This is a genomic window from Sinorhizobium sp. P24N7 (genome assembly GCF_042436655.1).
GTDB classification, from domain to species: Bacteria; Pseudomonadota; Alphaproteobacteria; order Rhizobiales; family Rhizobiaceae; genus Sinorhizobium; species Sinorhizobium meliloti_A.
In genome coordinates this window covers 57,883-75,717 of sequence record NZ_JBHMIW010000011.1, presented here as the reverse complement: position 1 = coordinate 75,717, position 17,835 = coordinate 57,883, and the positions used below count along the sequence as shown (strand labels likewise).

Genomic DNA, 17,835 nt, shown 5'->3' with positions numbered 1-17,835 from the left:
GGGGGAGAAATGACGGGCAAGCAACTGCTTTTGATGGATGGCATCCATAAACGGTTCGGACCGCTCATCGTCAGCGCCGGCGTGACCCTCGACGTCGAAGAGAACGAGATTCACGCGCTGCTCGGCGAAAACGGCGCCGGCAAGACCGTTCTGATGAGCATTCTTTGCGGCGTTCTCTCACCGAATGAAGGGCGGATCGTCTTCAAGGGCCGGCCGCTCAAGCTGGGCTCTCCCCGCGAAGCGATCAAACATCGTATCGGCATGGTGCACCAGCACTTCATGCTGGTCCCCAACCTTACGGTCGCGGAAAACTACGTGCTGGGCCAGGGCTCGCCTTTCAGGGTGATCCGCGACATGAAGGCGGTCCATGCGCGTATTCTGGAGCTCAGCGACCGCTACGGTCTCGACGTCGCGCCCGACGCGCTCGTCTCCAGCCTGTCGGTTGGCGAACAGCAGCGGGTCGAGATCCTCAAGGTGCTCTACCACGGCATCGAACTGTTGATCCTGGACGAGCCGACCGCGGTCCTGACGCCTCAGGAAACGGACCGTCTGCTGCATCTGCTTCGCCAACTCGTCGCGGACGGTAAGACGGTCATCTTCATTTCGCACAAGCTGGACGAGGTGATGCGCGTCAGCGATCGCGTCAGCGTCATGCGCGATGCCAAGGTGGTACGTACCGTGAAAACGTCCGAGACGAGCGCGCGCGAACTGGCGCGCATGATGGTCGGCAGAGACGTCCTGATGGATTTGCCGCGCGCACCTCTCGAGCCCGGTCGTGTCGTGCTGTCGGTCGAGCATCTCAGCTGCGACGGCGAAGCCGGGCTTCCGACACTGCGAGACGTATCTTTCGAGGTCAGAGCCAATGAAATCGTCGGGATCGCAGGCGTCTCCGGCAATGGCCAGAGCGAGCTGGCGCTGGCCCTGACGGGGCTCCTTCCGGTGGCGTCCGGCAGCGTCACGCTCGACGGGACTCAACTGGCGGGCCGGTCGTCCCAGGAGATCAATCAATTGCCCATGGCGCATATCCCCGAGGACCGCCACAGGATGGGCATCGTGTTGCCGCTGCCACTGACGGAGAACCTGATTCTCCAGCGGTTCGACAAGCCGCCCTTCTCCTCTCGTGGATTGCTCGACCTGAACGAGATCACGAAGCAGACCCGTGATCTCATGCGGCGCTTCAAGGTCAAGGCGTCTGGACCGGGGGACCGCATCCGGAATTTGTCGGGCGGCAATCAGCAGAAGCTCGTCGTCGGGCGGGAGCTGGACCGCCGGTTCGATTTCCTGCTGATCAATCAGCTTACGCGCGGCATCGACATCGGCGCGACCGAGCTGGTGATGCACAAGATTCTCGAGCAGCGCAGCGCCGGCAAGGCCATTCTGCTGATATCCACGGAGCTCGAGGAACTGTTCACGCTCTCAGACCGCATCCTCGTCATGTATGAAGGCCGCCTCGTCGGCGAAATTCCGCCCGACCGCAGCCGTCTGGAAGAGATCGGGTTGCTGATGGCCGGCAAATCTCCGCTGTCGGCAGCTTGACGACCCGGTCCAAGGCGATCGCGGGTACATCCATTGTTTTTGCGCCAGAAAAAGGGGAACTTGGCTCAAGCGGAACGGGAACAGGCAGCGCTGCTGCCTGGCGCGAGACAGAGAAGTACCGATGAATGTGACACTTCGCCAGTTGCAGGCGTTCATTGCCGTGGCCGAACTCGGGCGTTTCCATCTGGCGGCCGACCACCTGGGACTGACGCAGTCGGCGATCAGCATCCTGATCAAGGATCTGGAGGTTGCCCTCAAGCACCGGCTGTTCGACCGGCACACACGCATGGTCAGCCTTACGACGGCCGGAGCGGAATTTTTACCCCAGGCCCGCAAGGTCATGTCGGATCTCGAGATCGCGGTTGCGAATGTGCACGAACTGGCAAGCCTGCAGCGCGGCCGGGTCACGATCGCGGCGGCAATCGTGCTGGCCGCGACCTTGCTGCCGCCGGTCATCGCGCGCTTCGTCAAGCGTTATCCCGACATATCGGTACAGGTGCGGGACATGCCGGAGGAGGAGATCCGCTCCGCATTGAAGCGGAACGAGGCGGATCTCGGCATCGGCACCGTTTCCGCCGACGATCCGGAGATTCAGGCCAGCGTGCTGATGCGTGACCAGCTCACCTTGATCTGCCGCTCCGACCACAGGTTCGCGAAGGCGCGGCAGGTGAGCTGGGCAAGCCTCGCAGGCGAAGGCCTGATCGGACTGGCAAAGGACAACCCCCTGCGCGGGCTCGTCGATCGCGCGCTGATCGCCTCCGGTGTCGAGGTCAAGACGAGATACGAGGTGCGGTTCTCGACGACGGCGATCAGCATGGTGGCGGAAGGCCTGGGTATAGCGATCCTTCCGGAAAACTCCCGCCAGCTCACGACCAATGTCGACGTCCGGATCGTCGAGCTGGTGGATCCGGTCATCAGCCGCAACATCTCCATTCTGCAATACCGCCAACCGATGCTCTCGCCGGCGGCGGCGAAAATGAAGGAATTTCTCATGGGAGCGAGCCGCAAACTCTCGTGATGCAGGCCACTTCCAGGAAAAGTGCTGAGCGACCTTCCGACCGGACGTGCGTGTGTGAGGTCAACTGCCGACCGGTGCGGGGCGAAGACCTCGTCGAAGGTCGGCATGACGAGCCCGGCCGGGCGCCGGCCTGAGCCCCACGTCCATAAAGAACAGATCGGCGTCATCCGGCCGCGTCGGTTCGCCGTTGCTCTTGAAGCGCCCGGCGCATCGACTAGATCATAGATGTTGTCCGCCCCGGAGGTTCCCAACGGAGGCTCACAACGCTTCATGACTTCCCGATCCAAGGAGCGTCGCTCATGAAGATAGCCCAGATCGCACCGCTGTTCGAACGTGTACCGCCGAAGCTCTACGGCGGGACCGAGCGCGTCGTTCACCACCTGACGGAAGAGCTCGTCCGGCAGGGCCATGAGGTCACCCTCTTTGCGAGCGGCGACTCGATGACCTCGGCAAAGCTCGTTCCCTGCTCGGATATGGCGCTGAGACTGAACCCTGCGGTTCTGGACCCGATTCCCTATCACATGCTGATGCTGGAGGAAGTGCGCCGGCAGGCGAATGGCTTCGACGTCCTGCACTTCCACATCGATCTCCTGCATTTTCCCCTCGTTCGCAGCCTCGCCGGAAAGACGGTGACGACGCTGCACGGCCGCCTCGATCTGCCCGACCTCCAGCCCTTCTATGCCGCATTCCCGGATGTTCCCCTGATTTCGATCTCCGACGACCAGCGAAAGCCGATGCCGCCGGTCAATTGGGTCGCCACGGTCCATCACGGTCTGGCTCCGGACGTCCTTCCCTTCACCGGCCAGCCGAGGGGCGACTATCTCGCCTTCCTTGGCCGCATCTCGCCCGAAAAGCGGCCCGACCGCGCGATCGAAATCGCTGCCCGGGTCGGCATGCCGCTGAAGATCGCCGCCAAGGTCGACAAAGCGGACGCGGCCTATTGGCTGAACGAGATCGAGCCGCTTGTCCGGCGCTATCCGAACGTCGAATTCATCGGCGAAATAGACGAAGGTCAGAAGGGCGAATTCCTTGGCAATGCACGTGCCCTTCTCTTCCCGATCGACTGGCCCGAACCGTTCGGGCTGGTGATGATCGAGGCGATGGCCTGCGGCACGCCGGTGGTCGCCTTCCGCTGCGGCTCGGTGCCGGAGGTCATCGACCACGGCGTGTCGGGCTTCATCGTCGACAGCATGGAGGAGGCCGTGAAGGCGGTCCACGATCTCGACTGGCTCGATCGCCACACGGTCCGGGCGACCTTCGACAGACGCTTCACCGCCCGACGCATGGCAGATGACTATCTGGATCTCTATCGCGCCCTGGCAGGCGGCGCTCAAAGGGTCCTGCCGATCCATGCGGCGAACGAAAGCGGGGCGGGCCCCGGCTCTACCAGGGTCGCCTGATACCGGATCACGGATGAGTTCTGATCGACCTGAACGCATCGTGATCTACTCGAGGAGCGAAGCGGGATGCGCGTGGAAAACGGCACGCACCTCCCTCATTCTGCTCGCACGCAACGGAGACCGATCCGATGGGAAGCAATCTCTCCGGGGGGCCGGCCCAAGCCGCTCCCGACGTGACATCTGCGGACGACCTGGGGCCTGCAGCGGTTTCGCGTTACGAGCGAAGCTCCAGATCCCTGAAGCACGGCGATACCTTCGCCGTGTTCGATCACAACGGCGACGCATTTTCCTCTCCTTCCAATCCGGAGGGGATCTTCCACCGCGACACCCGCCATCTGTCGCAGTTCGTGCTGACGTTGAACGGCGCCCGGTCGCTGTTGCTGAGTTCCACGCTCAGGGACGACAATGCCACGCTCGACTGCGATCTCACCAATCCGGCTCTCGTGCTCGATCCCGGTGGCGAGGTGTTGAAGCATGACCTCATTCACGTGCGCCGTACCCGGTTCCTCTGGCAGGAGGCCTGCTACGAGCGCCTGGTCTTCCGAAACTTCGATGAAGTGCCGAGAAGGCTGCAGGTCGAATTGTCCTTCGCCGCCGACTTCGCCGACCTTTTCGAGGTGCGGGGCACCCCCAGGCGGCGCCGCGGCACCCATCACAGCGCGCTGGTCGGCAACGCCCGGGTCGTTCTGGCCTATGACGGCCTCGACGGCCAGACCCGCAGCACGACGCTCCGCTTCGATCCGGAACCGGAGAGGCTCACCGGACAGGAGGCGAGCTTTGTCGTCGAGCTCGCGCCGCACCAGGCGCAATCGATCTTCATCGAGATCGTCTGCAACAGTGTCCGGGACAACCCGCACCCGCCGTCCTTCAACTTCTTTCTGGCGTTGCGGGATGCCAGGAGGGCGCTGCGCTACTCGGCCTCGCGCGCCGCTGCGGTGGTCACCTCCAACGCCGTCTTCAACGAAGCCGTCAGGCGCAGCGTCGCCGATCTCTACATGCTGCTCACGGAAACCCCCGAAGGTCCCTACCCTTACGCCGGAATTCCCTGGTTCAGCACCGTCTTCGGCCGCGACGCGCTCATCACCGCGCTCGAAACACTGTGGCTCGACCCGGCAATCGCGAAAGGCGTGCTCAGGCATCTGGCCGCCAACCAGGCGACCGATTTCGACCCCGCCGCCGATGCGGAGCCGGGCAAGATCCTGCATGAGATGCGCTACGGCGAAATGGCGGAACTCGGCGAGGTGCCCTTCCGGCGCTATTACGGCAGCATCGACTCGACCCCTCTCTTCATCATGCTTGCCGGCGCCTATCTCGATCGCACCGGCGATCTCGATACCGTGCGGAGCCTCTGGCCGAACGTGGTGGCGGCACTTGACTGGATCGACCGTTTCGGCGACCGCGACGGCGACGGCTTCGTCGAATATGGAAGCCGCACCGCAAAGGGCCTGGTGAACCAGTGCTGGAAGGACAGCCACGATTCGATCTTCCATGCCGGGGGCAATCTGGCCTCGGGGCCGATCGCGGCCGCCGAAGTACAGGCCTATGTCTTCGGCGCCTGGCAGGCGGCCGCCCGATTGTCGCGCAAGCTCGGCCATGCCGAGGATGCGCTGAGGCTCGAACGACGGGCCGAAGACCTGCGCATCCGGTTCGACACGGCCTTCTACGACGATGAGCTCGGAACCTATTCGCTGGCCCTCGACGGGGACAAGAATCCCTGCCGCGTCCGCTCTTCCAATGCGGGCCATGCCCTCTTCACCGGCATCGCCCTGCCGGAGCGCGCCGGCAGGGTGGTGTCGACGCTGATGGCGCAATCCTCCTTCTGCGGCTGGGGCGTGCGCACGATCGCCGCCTCGGAAGCGCGCTACAATCCGATGAGCTACCACAACGGCTCCGTCTGGCCACACGACAATGCGCTGATCGCGGCAGGCTTCGTGCGCTACGGCTTTCAAGCAGAGGCGGCGAGCATCTTCGAAGGGCTGTTCGCGGCCTCCACCTACACCGACCTCAGACGTCTGCCGGAGCTATTTTGCGGCTTCGCGCGCCAGCGCGCCCGCGGGCCCACCTTCTATCCGGTTTCCTGCGTGCCGCAGGCCTGGGCGGCGGCGGCGCCCCTCTATCTGCTCCAGTCGATGATCGGCCTCGGCTTCGATGCCGGGAGGATGCATGTGACCTTGCACGAACCGACGCTCCCGCCCTTCCTGGACGAGGTCGTGCTGAAACGGCTGCGGGTCGGTTCGGGGATGGTTGACATAGCCCTGAGGCGGTCGAGATCCCAGGTCGTGGTCGACGTCCTGGACCGGAGAGGCGGAGTGAAGGTGCTGACGACGCATTGAGTTGGAACGTTGCGGGAGCACCGCAGGCTGCTCCCGGCTCGCCCGATCTACACTAATGCATTAGTGTATTGCGCCATGTTTCCCGGCATGCTACATCGGCGTGGAAGATCCACCTGTCGGGAATATCCAAGCCAATGACATACACACTTCGAAGCGCACGGTGGTTTGCCCCCGATGATCTGCGCTCTTCCGGTCACCGCTCCCGCCTGATGCAGATGGGCTATGACGCCAAGGACTGGGGCGAGAAGCCGATCATAGCCATCCTGAACACATGGTCGGATCTCAATCCGTGCCACGCTCATTTCAAGCACCGGATCGAGGACGTGAAACGCGGCGTGCTGCAGGCCGGCGGCTTTCCCGTCGAACTGCCGGTGCAGTCGCTCTCGGAAAGCTCGCTCAAGCCAACGACGATGCTCTATCGGAATTTCCTCGCCATGGAGGCCGAGGAATTGCTGCGCGGCCATCCGATCGACGGCGCCGTGCTGATGGGCGGGTGCGACAAGACCACGCCTGCCCTCGTCATGGGGGCCATCAGTGCCGGCCTCCCGATGATCTTCCTGCCGGCCGGCCCGATGCTGCGCGGGCACTACAAGGGCGAGCATCTCGGCTCCGGCTCGGATGCGTGGAAGTACTGGGACGAGCGCCGTGCGGGAACGATAACGGATGAGCAATGGGTCGGCGTGGAGGAGGGGATCGCCCGCTCCTACGGCCACTGCATGACCTTCGGAACGGCAAGCACGATGACGGCGATCGCCGAGTCGCTCGGTTTGACGCTTCCCGGCGCAAGCTCCATCCCCGCCGCCGACACCAACCACATCCGCATGAGCACGCGATGCGGCAGGCGGATCGTCGAGATGGTGCACGAGAAGCTGGGACCTGAGCAGATCATCACTGAAAAATCGGTCGCAAATGCGAGTGCAGTGGCGATGGCGACGGGCTGTTCGACCAATGCCGTGGTGCATCTCATCGCCATGGCGCGACGCGCCGGGGTGCCGCTGACGCTCGAAGATCTAGACCGGGTCAGCCGTACGACGCCGGTGATCGCCAATATCAGGCCCTCCGGCAAGCAGTACCTGATGGAGGACTTCTACTATGCCGGCGGGCTTCGTGCACTGATGGCCGAAATGAAGGAGCTCCTGCATCTCGACGCGATGACGGTGAGCGGATTTCCCCTGGGGGCGACGCTGGAAGGGGCGGAGGTGTACAATTCCGACGTCATCCGGCCACTTTCGAACCCGATCTACCATGAAGGCTCGCTCGCCGTCCTGAAGGGCAATCTGGCGCCGGATGGCTGCGTCGTGAAGCCGTCCGCCTGCGAGGAGCGGCTGCGGGTCCATGAGGGGCCGGCGCTCGTCTTCGACAGCTATCCGGAGATGAAGGCCGCCATCGACGACGAGGATCTCGACGTCACGCCCGACCACGTGCTCATCCTCAGAAATGCGGGGCCCAAGGGCGGGCCCGGCATGCCCGAATGGGGCATGCTGCCGATCCCGAAAAAAATCCTGAAGCAGGGCTACCGCGATATGCTGCGCATCTCCGACGCCCGCATGAGCGGGACGAGCTACGGCGCCTGCATCCTGCACGTGGCGCCGGAGTCCCATGTCGGCGGCCCCCTTTCGCTCGTCAGGACCGGAGACATCATCCGCGTCGACGTCCCCAACCGGACGATCGACATGCTGGTCGACGAAGTGACCTTGGCGAAACGCCGCGCCGAGTGGACGCGGCCCGCCGACAGATACGAGCGCGGCTATGGCTGGATGTTTTCGAAGCACATCAAGCAGGCCAATGAGGGCTGCGATTTCGACTTTCTCGAAACCGCCTTCGGCGCCCCCGTGGGCGAGCCCGACATTTTCTGATTTCACGAAATTCCAGGGAGGAAACATGACCACCTATGTTCTGTCCGACGAGACACGCAGGAAATTCGAAGGCGTAAGCTGCGCCACCTTATGCACCGCCCTCTTCAAGCGCTGCCTGCGCAACCAGTTCATCCAGGACGTTCGTCCGGTCTCGCCGAAGGCGAAGAACATGGTCGGCCAGGCCTTTACCCTTCGATACATCCCGGCCCGCGAGGACCTGAACCAGCTTTCCGTCTTTCAAAATCCCGAACACCCGCAACGCGCGGCCGTGGAGAAGTGCCCACCCGGTTTCGTCATGGTGATGGATAGCCGGAAGGATCCGCGGGCGGCTTCCGCGGGCTCGATCCTGGTTTCGCGGCTGATGGTGCGCGGCGTCGCGGGTGTCGTCACCGACGGCGGCTTCCGGGACAGCCCGGAAATCGGCGAACTCGACATCCCCGCCTATCACAGCCGTCCTTCCGCGCCGACGAACCTGACGCTGCACCAGGCGCTCGACATCAACGTTCCGATCGGCTGCGGCGACGTCGCCGTCTGGCCGGGAGACGTCGTCGTCGGGGATCGCGAAGGCGTGGTCATCGTCCCCGCCCATCTCGCCGATGAGATCGCCGCCGAAGCCGTCGAGATGACGGCCTTCGAAGACTTCGTCACCGAGGAGGTCCTGAAGGGCCGCTCCATCATCGGCCTCTATCCCGCAACCAAGGATGAGACGAAGACGGAATTTGCCGCCTGGCGCCGGGCCAAGGGACGCTAGGCATGACGATGCTCCGGGACATCACCATCCTTCAGGCCGCCGAACTGCCGGAAAAGACCGATCTGGAACTGAAGGAAACCTTCAATACCGTCCGGCTGCCGAAGGATGCCTCGGCGATAGGGCCGTTTCTTTCCGAATACGGAGCGCGGGTTCGCGGCATCGCCGTCAGGCACGCCCATATCGATGCGGCCATGCTCGACCGCCTGCCGGCGCTGGAGATCATCTCCAGCTACAGTGCCGGTCTCGACGGCATTGATGTCGAGACCGCGCATGCCCGTGGCGTCGTCGTCCGCAATACCTCGAAGATCCTTGCCGAGGATGTCGCCGATCTTGCGCTTGCAATAAGCATTTCGGCCACGCGCGGCCTCATGCGCGGCCACGATTTCGTGCGCGAGGGCAAGTGGGGCGAGAGCGCCTTCCCGCTCGGCCGCTCGCTGAGATCGATGAAGACGGGGATCGTCGGGCTTGGACATATCGGCTCGGCGGTCGCCGCCCGGCTGAGCGTGATGGGAGCGCCGACCGCCTATTACGGCCCGAGACGAAAGCCTGTCGACCTTCCCTATTTCGACGGCATCGAGGCTCTCGCGGCCTGGGCCGATCTTCTGATCGTCACCTGTCCCGCCACTCCCGAGACGATCGGCCTCGTCAACGGCGCCGTGCTCGCGAGCCTCGGCCCGGAAGGCTATCTGGTAAACGTCTCGCGCGGCACGATCGTCGATGAGCAGGCGCTCATCACGGCGCTCGCCGGAAACGGGATCGCCGGAGCGGCACTCGACGTCTTCGAAAAGGAGCCCTTCGTCCCGGAAGCGCTCCGCGCCGATCCGCGCGTCGTCCTCTCGCCGCACATGGGCAGCGGTACGCGCGAGACGCGGCAGCAGATGGGCGACAGCATGGTTGCCGCATTGGTGGAGCATTTCGAGAGCCGCCACGCGTGATCGTTCGCAAGAACCCCTCCCCACCCACGCCCCACCTGTGAATGGGGTTGGGGAGGGGTTCGTTCCTTGCATTGCACGCTCGCGGCCCCGTCTCTATCCTCGCCTCCTCCCCTCGCGGTGAAAGAGCAACGCGATCGCCCCAAGGATGATCGCTCCGCCGATCACGACCTCCAGCCGGATCGGCTCGCCGAAAAGCACCAGGCCAAGAACGAGGGCGATCGGCAGCCGGATGAAGTCCACGATAACCAGCAGCGAAGCGTCGGCGAGCTTCATTGCCCTCGCGAAGGAGAGCTGGGCGAAAAGGCCGCCGATACCCTGCAGCGCCATGAGGGCGAGGCTGAACAGCGAAGGCGTCTGCCAGTAGGGCAGAGCCATGACGAAAGCCACGGGCACCGTCACGAGCAGGTTCAGCCAGGCGATGCTGAGCGGGTCCTCGCGCTCGGCCGAAACCTTCATCAACAGCGCGACGATGGCGAGACCGACCGCTGACGCCAGCGCCCAGGCCGCGCCTGACTGGAAGGTTGCGGCGCCCGGCCTGACGACGATCAGAATGCCGGCGAAGCCGGCAATGAGGCTGAGGACCCGGGCGAAGGCAAACCGCTCCCCGAGGAAAAGTACCGACCCGAGCGCGACGAAGAGAGGCATGGTGAAGGCGATCGCGGTCGCGGAGGCCAAAGGTATCTCGGTGACGGCAATGAAGGCCGCGACGAGCGCCAGAAGCTTGATGACGGCCCTGATCGCATGGACGGAGAAATGGATGGCCCGGCCGCTGGATTGCGCGATGCCGAGCGGAAATCCGCGGCGGCACAGCATCAGATAGAGCGCGATCAGGCTGGCAAGGTTACGGAAGAAGACGATGCCGATCGGGTGGACCTCCCCGGCCACGAAGCGCACGATGACGCCGTCCATCGCCGCGACCAGGGAATTTGCCCCCATCAGCAGGGCTCCGGCGACGGCCGCAGGCAGGGCGCTCTTCTTCATGCCGCGTCGACGGCTGTCTGCCACTTCGGCTTCGGAGTCGCATTGATGAGCTGGCGCGTATAGGCATGTTGCGGGTTGCGGAAGATCTCTTCCGTCGTCGCGTGCTCGACGATCTCGCCGCTCTTCATGACGATGATGCGATCGGCAAAGTGACGAACGATCGGCAGATCATGGGTTATGAAGATGTAGGCAAGGCCCAGCCGGTCACGCAATTCCGCCAGAAGGTCGATGACCTGCACCTGCACCGAGACGTCGAGCGCCGAGACGGCTTCGTCGCAGACGACGAGCTCCGGATCGCAGGCAAGCGCTCGGGCAATGGCGATGCGCTGCCGCTGGCCCCCTGAGAACTGGTGCGGATAGCGTTTGGCGTGCTCTGGATTTAAGCCGACGAGCCCCAGCAATTCGGTGACCCGGTCGCGCCAGCGCGCCTTCTCCAGAATGTCCTTGTGGATGCGCCACGGCTCCGAGACGATGTCGAACACCGTCATGCGCGGGTTCATCGAACTGTAGGGGTCCTGGAACACCATCTGCACCTTCCGGCGGAAGGCCAGCAGTTGCTTGCGGTCCATCTTCAGCACGTCGCGTCCGTGAAACAGCGCCTGGCCGCCGGAAGCCTCGTTCAGGCCCAGAAGCACGCGCGCGACGGTCGATTTGCCGGAGCCGCTCTCGCCGACGATCCCGATCGTCTCGCCGGCTGCGACGTCGAAGCTCAGGTTCTTGACTGCATGCAAGCGCGCCGGCTTCGCAAAAAACCCGGACGAGAGCGTGTAGAACTTGTCGATGTTCTTCACTTCCAGGATCGGTTTCCCGGCCGGCCGCGGCGGCCTCGCCGGCGCTCCATCGTCGGCATGCGGGAGGGCATTGATCAGCGTCCGCGTGTAGCTGTGGGCGGGATTTTCGAAGACCGCGCGGGCTTCGCCCTCCTCCACGATGCGGCCGGCCTTCATGACGATCACCCGGTCGGCCATATTGGCGGCGACCTCGAGGTCATGGGTGATCATGATGATGGCAAGGCCCTCTTCGGCCTGCAGCTTCTTCAGAAGCTCGAGGATCTGCGCCTGCACGCTCACGTCGAGTGCCGTCGTCGGCTCGTCGGCAATCAGGATTTCCGGCTTGAGCGCGATCGCCATGCCGATCATGATGCGCTGGCGCTGGCCGCCGGAAAACTGGTGCGGATACTGGTCGATGCGCTTCTCCGGCTCCGGGATGCCCACGCGCCTCAATATGTCGACCGCCCTTTGCCGAGCCTCGGCACCGGTCGCAACGCCGTGGACACTGAACACCTCCTCCAGCTGCCAGCCGATCGTATAGACGGGGTTCAGATGGGAGAGCGGGTCCTGGAAGATCATCGCGATCCTCCGGCCGTTGAGGTCCCGCCGCTCACCCTCCGAAAACGAGGAGAGATCGCGCCCGCGATAGGCGACCGAACCCGCGCAGATATCGCCCGGAGGCGTGTCGATGAGCCCCATGATCGCACTCGCGCTGACCGACTTGCCGGAGCCGGACTCGCCCAGGATCACGAGCGTCTCGCCGGCGTCGACATGAAAGCTGACCCCGCTCGTCGCACGGAAGGCACCTCCGAGCGACAGGAAATCCACGGTCAGATCCTTGACCTCGAGGAGGTGTGGGCCGGTCATTTGCGTTTCTCCGGAATGCCCTTCTTCGAGCGGGCGAGTTCGATCCGCCACCGCTGCTGCGGATCGGCATAGGTGCGCCACCAGCTCGACAGGATATTGAGCGAAAGCGTCGTCAAAAGGATCGCCAGGCCCGGCCAGAAGGCGATCCACCAGGCGGTCGAGAGATAGCCGCGGCCGGTCGCGACCATGGCTCCCCAGGTGAATTCAGGCGCTTGGATGCCGAGGCCGAGGAAGCTCAGCGACGACTCGGCGAGAACGACGGTCGCGAAGTCGATGGCTCCGATCGTGACCAGCGTCGGCAGCACGATCGGGGCGATGTGACGGAAAAGGATGCGTGTGTGGTTGGCGCCGAGCGCGACGGCGGCGCTGACGAACATCCGCTCTCTCACCTCGAGCACTTCCGCACGCGTGGTGCGCAGATAGATCGGCACGCGGGTGATCGCCAGCACCAGAATGAGGTTGGTGACGGAAGGGCCCAGGCTGAAGAGGACGATCAGCGCCAGCAGCAGCGAAGGAAAGCTCATCACGATGTCAGCACCGCGCATGATCATCGTGCCGGCGGCGCCTCGCGAATAGCCGGCAATCAAGCCGAGCATCCCGCCGATGACGACCGAGCAGAGCACCGCAAAAAACGCAATGCCGATCGTGTTCTGCGCACCCACCACGAGGCGCGCGAGCAGGCTGCGGCCGAGCGTGTCGGCGCCGAGCACATAGGTCCAACCCTGAGACAGGCTGAACGGCGCCATGTTTCGTGCGCGGAAATTCGGTTTGTCGATGAGGTCGCCCATCAGCCACGGACCGAAAACGGCGCATGCGACCACGACCAGCAGGAAGATCACGGCGGCGAGCGCAAGCCAGTCCCGGCTGACGAGACGCAGTATCTGAAAACGCGAGACTTTCGTCTCGGGGGTATCGGCGGAAGTCGTCATGGTCGTCGCACTCATCTCGTTTCAAACCTTATGCGTGGATCGAGCCGCGCATAGACGAGGTCTATCGCGATGTTCAGGACGAAGATGGCAATCGCCGTCACCAGCACCGTCGCCTGGATGAGCGCGAAGTCGCGCCGTACGATCGCGTCGATCATGAGCTTGCCGATCCCCGGCCAGCCGAAGATGGTTTCCACGACGACGGCGCCGTTGACGAGGCTTGCGGCGAGGTCGCCGGCGACGGTGATGACCGGGAGGAGCGAGTTGCGCAGGGCGTGCCGGAAGACGATCCGGGACCGGTTCACGCCCTTGGCCCGCGCGGTCTTCACATAGGGCGAGGCAAGCGCACCCATCATCGTGCCGCGAACGACCTGGACCAGCAGGCCGAAGGGTCTGAGGGTCAGCACGAAGATCGGCATGATCCAATGCAGCGCTGTTCCCGTCCCGGAGGTCGGAAGCAGGCCCAGTCCGACGGAGAAGACAAGGATCGCCACGATCGCAACCCAGAAATCCGGGGCGCTGGCGCCCGCCAGCGAGGCGGTGCTCGCGATCTTGTCGAACAGGCTGTTCGGGCGTGCCGCGGCAAGCGACCCGACGATGACGGCGAGACAGAGAGAAAGAACGATCGCGATCACGGCGAGCTTCAGCGTTTGCGGAAAGGCCTCGAGCGCTACTTCCATGGCTGGCCGGTTGCGGCTCAGCGCGTCCCCGAAATCGAAGCGCGCGAGATCGACCAGGTAACGGCCGAATTGCACGACCAGGGGATCGTTGAAGCCGTGCGCTTCCGAGAAGGCCTGACGCTGCGCTTCGGAAGAATCGAGCGGCAGATAGAGATAGGCCGGATCGCCGGTAAGCCTCGAGAGGAAGAAGACGAGCACCAGAAGTCCGATCACCGCGATCAGGCTCTGGCCGGCGCGTCTGAGAATGAAAGCGAACACGGCGTTTCCTTTCCACCGTAATCAAGGAGGGCGCCGCGACGTGAGACACGCCGCGGCGGCAGGTCGGGTTGGTCAGTCCTTGAAATGGATCTCGGAGAGCGCGATTTCGCTGTTCGTCTTGAGGTCCGGCTTCCAGTCGAGGCGCGAGCCGACGCGGACATAGCCGATCATGTGGTACATCGGCACGTCTGCGACGATCTCGTCGTGTACCTTCGCGAAGACCTCTTGAAACAGCTTTTCACGCTCGTCGCCGGTCGCGGCCATCGCCTTTTTCAGCACGACGTCGAGGTCGGGATCGGCGATCGTCGAATATTGTCCCTCGCTCAGATACATGACTGGAGCGGTAAACCCGGCGTCGCCCGTATTGTTGTCGTGCTGCTGCTGGAAGAGCGTCGGTCCCCGTCCCTCCGGGAAGGGCTTGTCGAGATAGCGCACCCAGTCGGCCGCTTCGAGCTGGCGTATGGAGACGTTGAGCCCGATTTCCTGCCACATGGACCGCATCGCTTCGAGGCTTTCGGCCGAGTTCGGGAAGAAACCGTTGCGCCCGATCAGCACGATCTCCTTGTCGACCGGAGCACCCTCGGCCTTGGCTTGCTCGACCAGCTTCATCGCCTCTTCGGGATTGTAGGTCCATGGCTTGATATCGGGGTTATGACCGCGAACGCCCGGGACGACCATTTGCGAAGCCCGCAGAACGTCCTTGCCGAACAGCGCTTCGCCCATGCCGTCCCAGTCGATGGCCATGTTGAGCGCCTTGCGGATGCGGACATCGTCGAGCGGCGGAATCTGCGCATCGATGCGCATGCGCGTCGTCTCTGAGTTCAGATAGGCAAAGTCCGACTCGGCATTGGTCGCGTCCTGCACGGCGATGGATGGGGTCATGTCCGCTTCGCCGGATTCGACCATGGCCGCCCGGATGGCCGACTCGCTGCGCCAGACATAGGTCGCGCGCGTGACGTCCGGCTTGGCGCCCCAGTAGGCGTCGTGACGCTTCAGGACGATCTGCTCGTTGGACTTGCTTTCGACGACATAGGGTCCCGTGCCCACGGGATCGTTGCTTTCCTTGTCGAACGGCATGTTGGGGGAGACGATCTGCACAGTGCCGAGCAGCGTCGGCATGATCGGCACCGGGCTGTCGGAGGAGATCTCCACCGTCTGCGCATCGATCGCCTTCGGCGTCAGTTTGACGTCGCCGAATTTCGAGCGGCTGTCGCAGGTGAGGTCGGGGTTCATCAGGCGATTGATGGACTTGACCACCGCTTCGGCGTCGAATGCCGCGCCGTCCTGAAACTTGACGCCGCTCTTGAGGTGCACACGCCAGGTCAGATCGTCCACCTGCTCCCATTTTTCCGCTAGCCAGGGGCCGACGGTGCCCTTCTCCGTGTCGATGACAGTCAGAGTCTCGGTAATGTTTGAATTGATGATGCGGCCGATATCCGACCTGATGGAGCGACAGGGATCGAGATTGGCCGGCTGCTCCGGCAATACGATCTTCACCTCGCCTTCGGCCGCCATCGCGACGCCCGAAAAGAGCGTCGCGGTCAAAAGCGCCGCGGCGCGGGTACAATAGCGGATGGTCATTTCTTTCTCCTCCTCGATAAAGACCAGGACGTTGCGGCGGGCCGTTTTCGGCCTCGTAGTCCTCCGGCACCGCATCCGCACTAGCGCACTAATGTATTAGTGTGTCCACACGAAAGTGTCAACTCAGGCTGAAGCGGTCGCGGCTGCCTTTCCGGAGCGCCTCAGGCAGGCGGCTTCAGCCTGCTTCAAGCTCTCCACCGCTACGCCGACGGGGCCAAGCTTCGCAGCGCTCAGATTGGAGATCATCGGCATCAGCGGGCCCGTGTCGGCGATCCCTGCCAGCCGCATGCCGTCATGAAGCACCTGCAAACCGCCAAGTTCTGTGCGAACTCTCTCGAACTCCAGAAACGGCCGGCTGAGCTCCAATGCCTCGGCTCCGCGCCCGGCCTTGTAGAGCGTAAGGAGTTCCATCGCGGCCGAAGGGGCAATGCAGACCGCGCCCGAAGTATAGGTCGTCATTGCGCGGCGGCCGAGATGGTCGTGGATCGGCGTTTCGCCCATGCCGCTCGCCATCCGGTCTTTCCCGATCGCCGCCATGACGGCGTCGAGATAGGCGTCCTGGGCCGGATCGGCCCGCTCCACCGCATATTTGACGAAATCGACCGCGCCTTCGGAGACGAGGCGGGTAAGCTCGTCCGGATCGACATAATTCTCCCGCTTCAGATAGAGCACCAGGCCATGGCCGAGGACCCCCGCGAGTCGGCGCACGCCATTGGCGACACCGGCGGAATCTGCTGGAAACTGCGTCGGGAGGAGCATCACGTTCTTGAAACCCAGATCGCGGGCGATCGGCACCTGCGCCAGGGCCTTGCCGAAGTCCGGACCGATCGACGTGACGAGAGCGGTCTGCGGTGCAGCGCCCGCAATCACCGCCTCCATCCCCGCGCGATAGTCGTCCAGGCCGAAATGATAAAGGTTGGCATTTCCGCCATAGAGGAGAATACGCACCCCGCCTGCTTCGATATGGCGAATGATCGCCACGTTGGCGTCGGCGTTCACCGTCAGGTCCGCATTCAACGCGATGGGCGGGACCGCCACCACGGAAGCTGCGTAATCACGGGCATCAAGTCGAGTTTGCATGAGAACCTCCTCCATAAGTCGGTTTTCATTACAACATACCCGAGGATTTGTAAAATATATTTACCTATCAGGAGTCGATCGTTCCGTCCGTCATCCTTCGGCGCGCCTTGATGATGTGCGTTTCCATCGCCACCCGCGCCCATACGGCATCTTTCGTGCGGATTGCTTCGACGATCTCGGCATGTTCGGCAATGACCCGACGGGCGCGTGCCTGCGATCCGGACCGGGTGAGAGCAAGCGAGATATTCATGAAGCTGGTCAGCGAAACCTCCGACCCTTCCAGCGCCTTGGCGAAAAACTCGTTTCCTGTTCCCTCGCAGATCGCAAGATGGAAACGCCGGTCGCTTTCGGGAAGGAAAGCCCCGCGGCCCACCTCATGGGCGAAGGCCTCATGGGCTTCGAGGATGGCGGCAAGCTGCTTTTCCGTACGCCGCTCCGCTGCCAGTGCTGCCGCCTGGCCTTCCACGTAGAAGCGAAGCTCCTGATAGCGCAGGAAGCGCGAAATGTCCTCCAGGTCGGCCAGGTTCGGCAGATCTTGCGAGGGCCTGCTCAAGACATAGGTGCCGCTGCCGCGCCGCGCTTCCACGAGGCCGTCGACCCGCAGGCGCGCAAGCGCCTCGCGGACGACCGGGCGCGAGACGCCGAAGCGTTCGGCAAGTTCGTTCTCCGTCGGCAGCCGCGCGCCCGGTTGAAAGATGCCGTTCAATATGTCGTGCAGGATGCGCCCGTAGACCTGATCGGCATAGCTCGACGGGCGGGTTTCGGCTAGGCTTTCGAGGATGGGCGACTTCGCGGGCACGGCGATCCTTCCTGTCCTGCCGGGCCGGCCGGCGACATCCACTTCACACTAACACATTAATGCA

The 17,835-nt window shown here is 63.6% G+C and carries 14 protein-coding genes; 7 read left to right on the top strand and 7 right to left on the bottom strand.

Annotation, left to right across the window (positions count from 1 at the left end):
• The first annotated feature begins 9 nt into the window (after positions 1–9).
• From ACFHWW_RS19960 to ACFHWW_RS19930, 7 genes are all read left to right on the top strand, one after another.
• On the top strand, positions 10–1,536 hold the full coding sequence (locus tag ACFHWW_RS19960; protein WP_379940357.1) for an ABC transporter ATP-binding protein: 1,527 nt from the start codon (positions 10–12) through the stop codon (positions 1,534–1,536).
• 121 nt (positions 1,537–1,657) lie between these two features.
• Complete coding sequence (locus tag ACFHWW_RS19955) at positions 1,658–2,554, top strand: LysR family transcriptional regulator (RefSeq protein WP_013850166.1); 897 nt, start codon at positions 1,658–1,660, stop codon at positions 2,552–2,554.
• Between the two features lie 299 nt (positions 2,555–2,853).
• The gene (locus ACFHWW_RS19950; protein ID WP_338284182.1) at positions 2,854–3,954 is read left to right on the top strand and encodes a glycosyltransferase family 4 protein; all 1,101 of its coding nucleotides are present in this window, start codon (positions 2,854–2,856) and stop codon (positions 3,952–3,954) included.
• Between the two features lie 128 nt (positions 3,955–4,082).
• Positions 4,083–6,287, top strand: coding sequence for an amylo-alpha-1,6-glucosidase (locus ACFHWW_RS19945; protein WP_275599604.1), 2,205 nt, complete (start codon positions 4,083–4,085; stop codon positions 6,285–6,287).
• A gap of 134 nt (positions 6,288–6,421) precedes the next feature.
• A complete protein-coding gene (gene araD / locus ACFHWW_RS19940) occupies positions 6,422–8,143 on the top strand; it encodes an L-arabinonate dehydratase (RefSeq protein WP_379940354.1) in 1,722 nt (573 codons plus the stop codon).
• Positions 8,144–8,168: 25 nt separating this feature from the next.
• Positions 8,169–8,894: a ribonuclease activity regulator RraA gene (locus ACFHWW_RS19935; protein WP_379940352.1), complete on the top strand. Its 726-nt coding sequence runs from the start codon at positions 8,169–8,171 to the stop codon at positions 8,892–8,894.
• Positions 8,895–8,896: 2 nt separating this feature from the next.
• Complete coding sequence (locus ACFHWW_RS19930; RefSeq protein WP_379940350.1) at positions 8,897–9,829, top strand: 2-hydroxyacid dehydrogenase; 933 nt, start codon at positions 8,897–8,899, stop codon at positions 9,827–9,829.
• A gap of 93 nt (positions 9,830–9,922) precedes the next feature.
• Here the strand turns inward: ACFHWW_RS19930 and ACFHWW_RS19925 are convergent, their stop codons facing one another.
• From ACFHWW_RS19925 to ACFHWW_RS19895, 7 genes are all read right to left on the bottom strand, one after another.
• Positions 9,923–10,810, bottom strand: a complete 888-nt coding sequence (locus tag ACFHWW_RS19925) for a DMT family transporter (RefSeq protein WP_379940348.1) — start codon at positions 10,808–10,810, stop codon at positions 9,923–9,925.
• Positions 10,807–12,447: an ABC transporter ATP-binding protein gene (locus tag ACFHWW_RS19920; protein WP_379940346.1), complete on the bottom strand. Its 1,641-nt coding sequence runs from the start codon at positions 12,445–12,447 to the stop codon at positions 10,807–10,809. The genes ACFHWW_RS19925 and ACFHWW_RS19920 overlap by 4 nt, the downstream gene beginning before the upstream one ends.
• Positions 12,444–13,391: an ABC transporter permease gene (locus ACFHWW_RS19915; RefSeq protein WP_379940344.1), complete on the bottom strand. Its 948-nt coding sequence runs from the start codon at positions 13,389–13,391 to the stop codon at positions 12,444–12,446. Before ACFHWW_RS19915 ends, ACFHWW_RS19920 begins: the two co-directional genes overlap by 4 nt.
• The gene (locus tag ACFHWW_RS19910; protein WP_379940342.1) at positions 13,388–14,311 is read right to left on the bottom strand and encodes an ABC transporter permease; all 924 of its coding nucleotides are present in this window, start codon (positions 14,309–14,311) and stop codon (positions 13,388–13,390) included. The genes ACFHWW_RS19915 and ACFHWW_RS19910 overlap by 4 nt, the downstream gene beginning before the upstream one ends.
• Positions 14,312–14,383: 72 nt before the next feature.
• Positions 14,384–15,892, bottom strand: coding sequence for an ABC transporter substrate-binding protein (locus ACFHWW_RS19905; RefSeq protein ID WP_379940340.1), 1,509 nt, complete (start codon positions 15,890–15,892; stop codon positions 14,384–14,386).
• 123 nt (positions 15,893–16,015) lie between these two features.
• Complete coding sequence (locus ACFHWW_RS19900) at positions 16,016–16,987, bottom strand: dihydrodipicolinate synthase family protein (protein ID WP_379940338.1); 972 nt, start codon at positions 16,985–16,987, stop codon at positions 16,016–16,018.
• A 52-nt stretch (positions 16,988–17,039) separates the two neighbouring features.
• Positions 17,040–17,771 (bottom strand): FadR/GntR family transcriptional regulator, encoded by a 732-nt coding sequence (locus ACFHWW_RS19895; RefSeq protein ID WP_379940336.1) that lies wholly within the window; start codon positions 17,769–17,771, stop codon positions 17,040–17,042.
• Positions 17,772–17,835 lie beyond the last annotated feature (64 nt).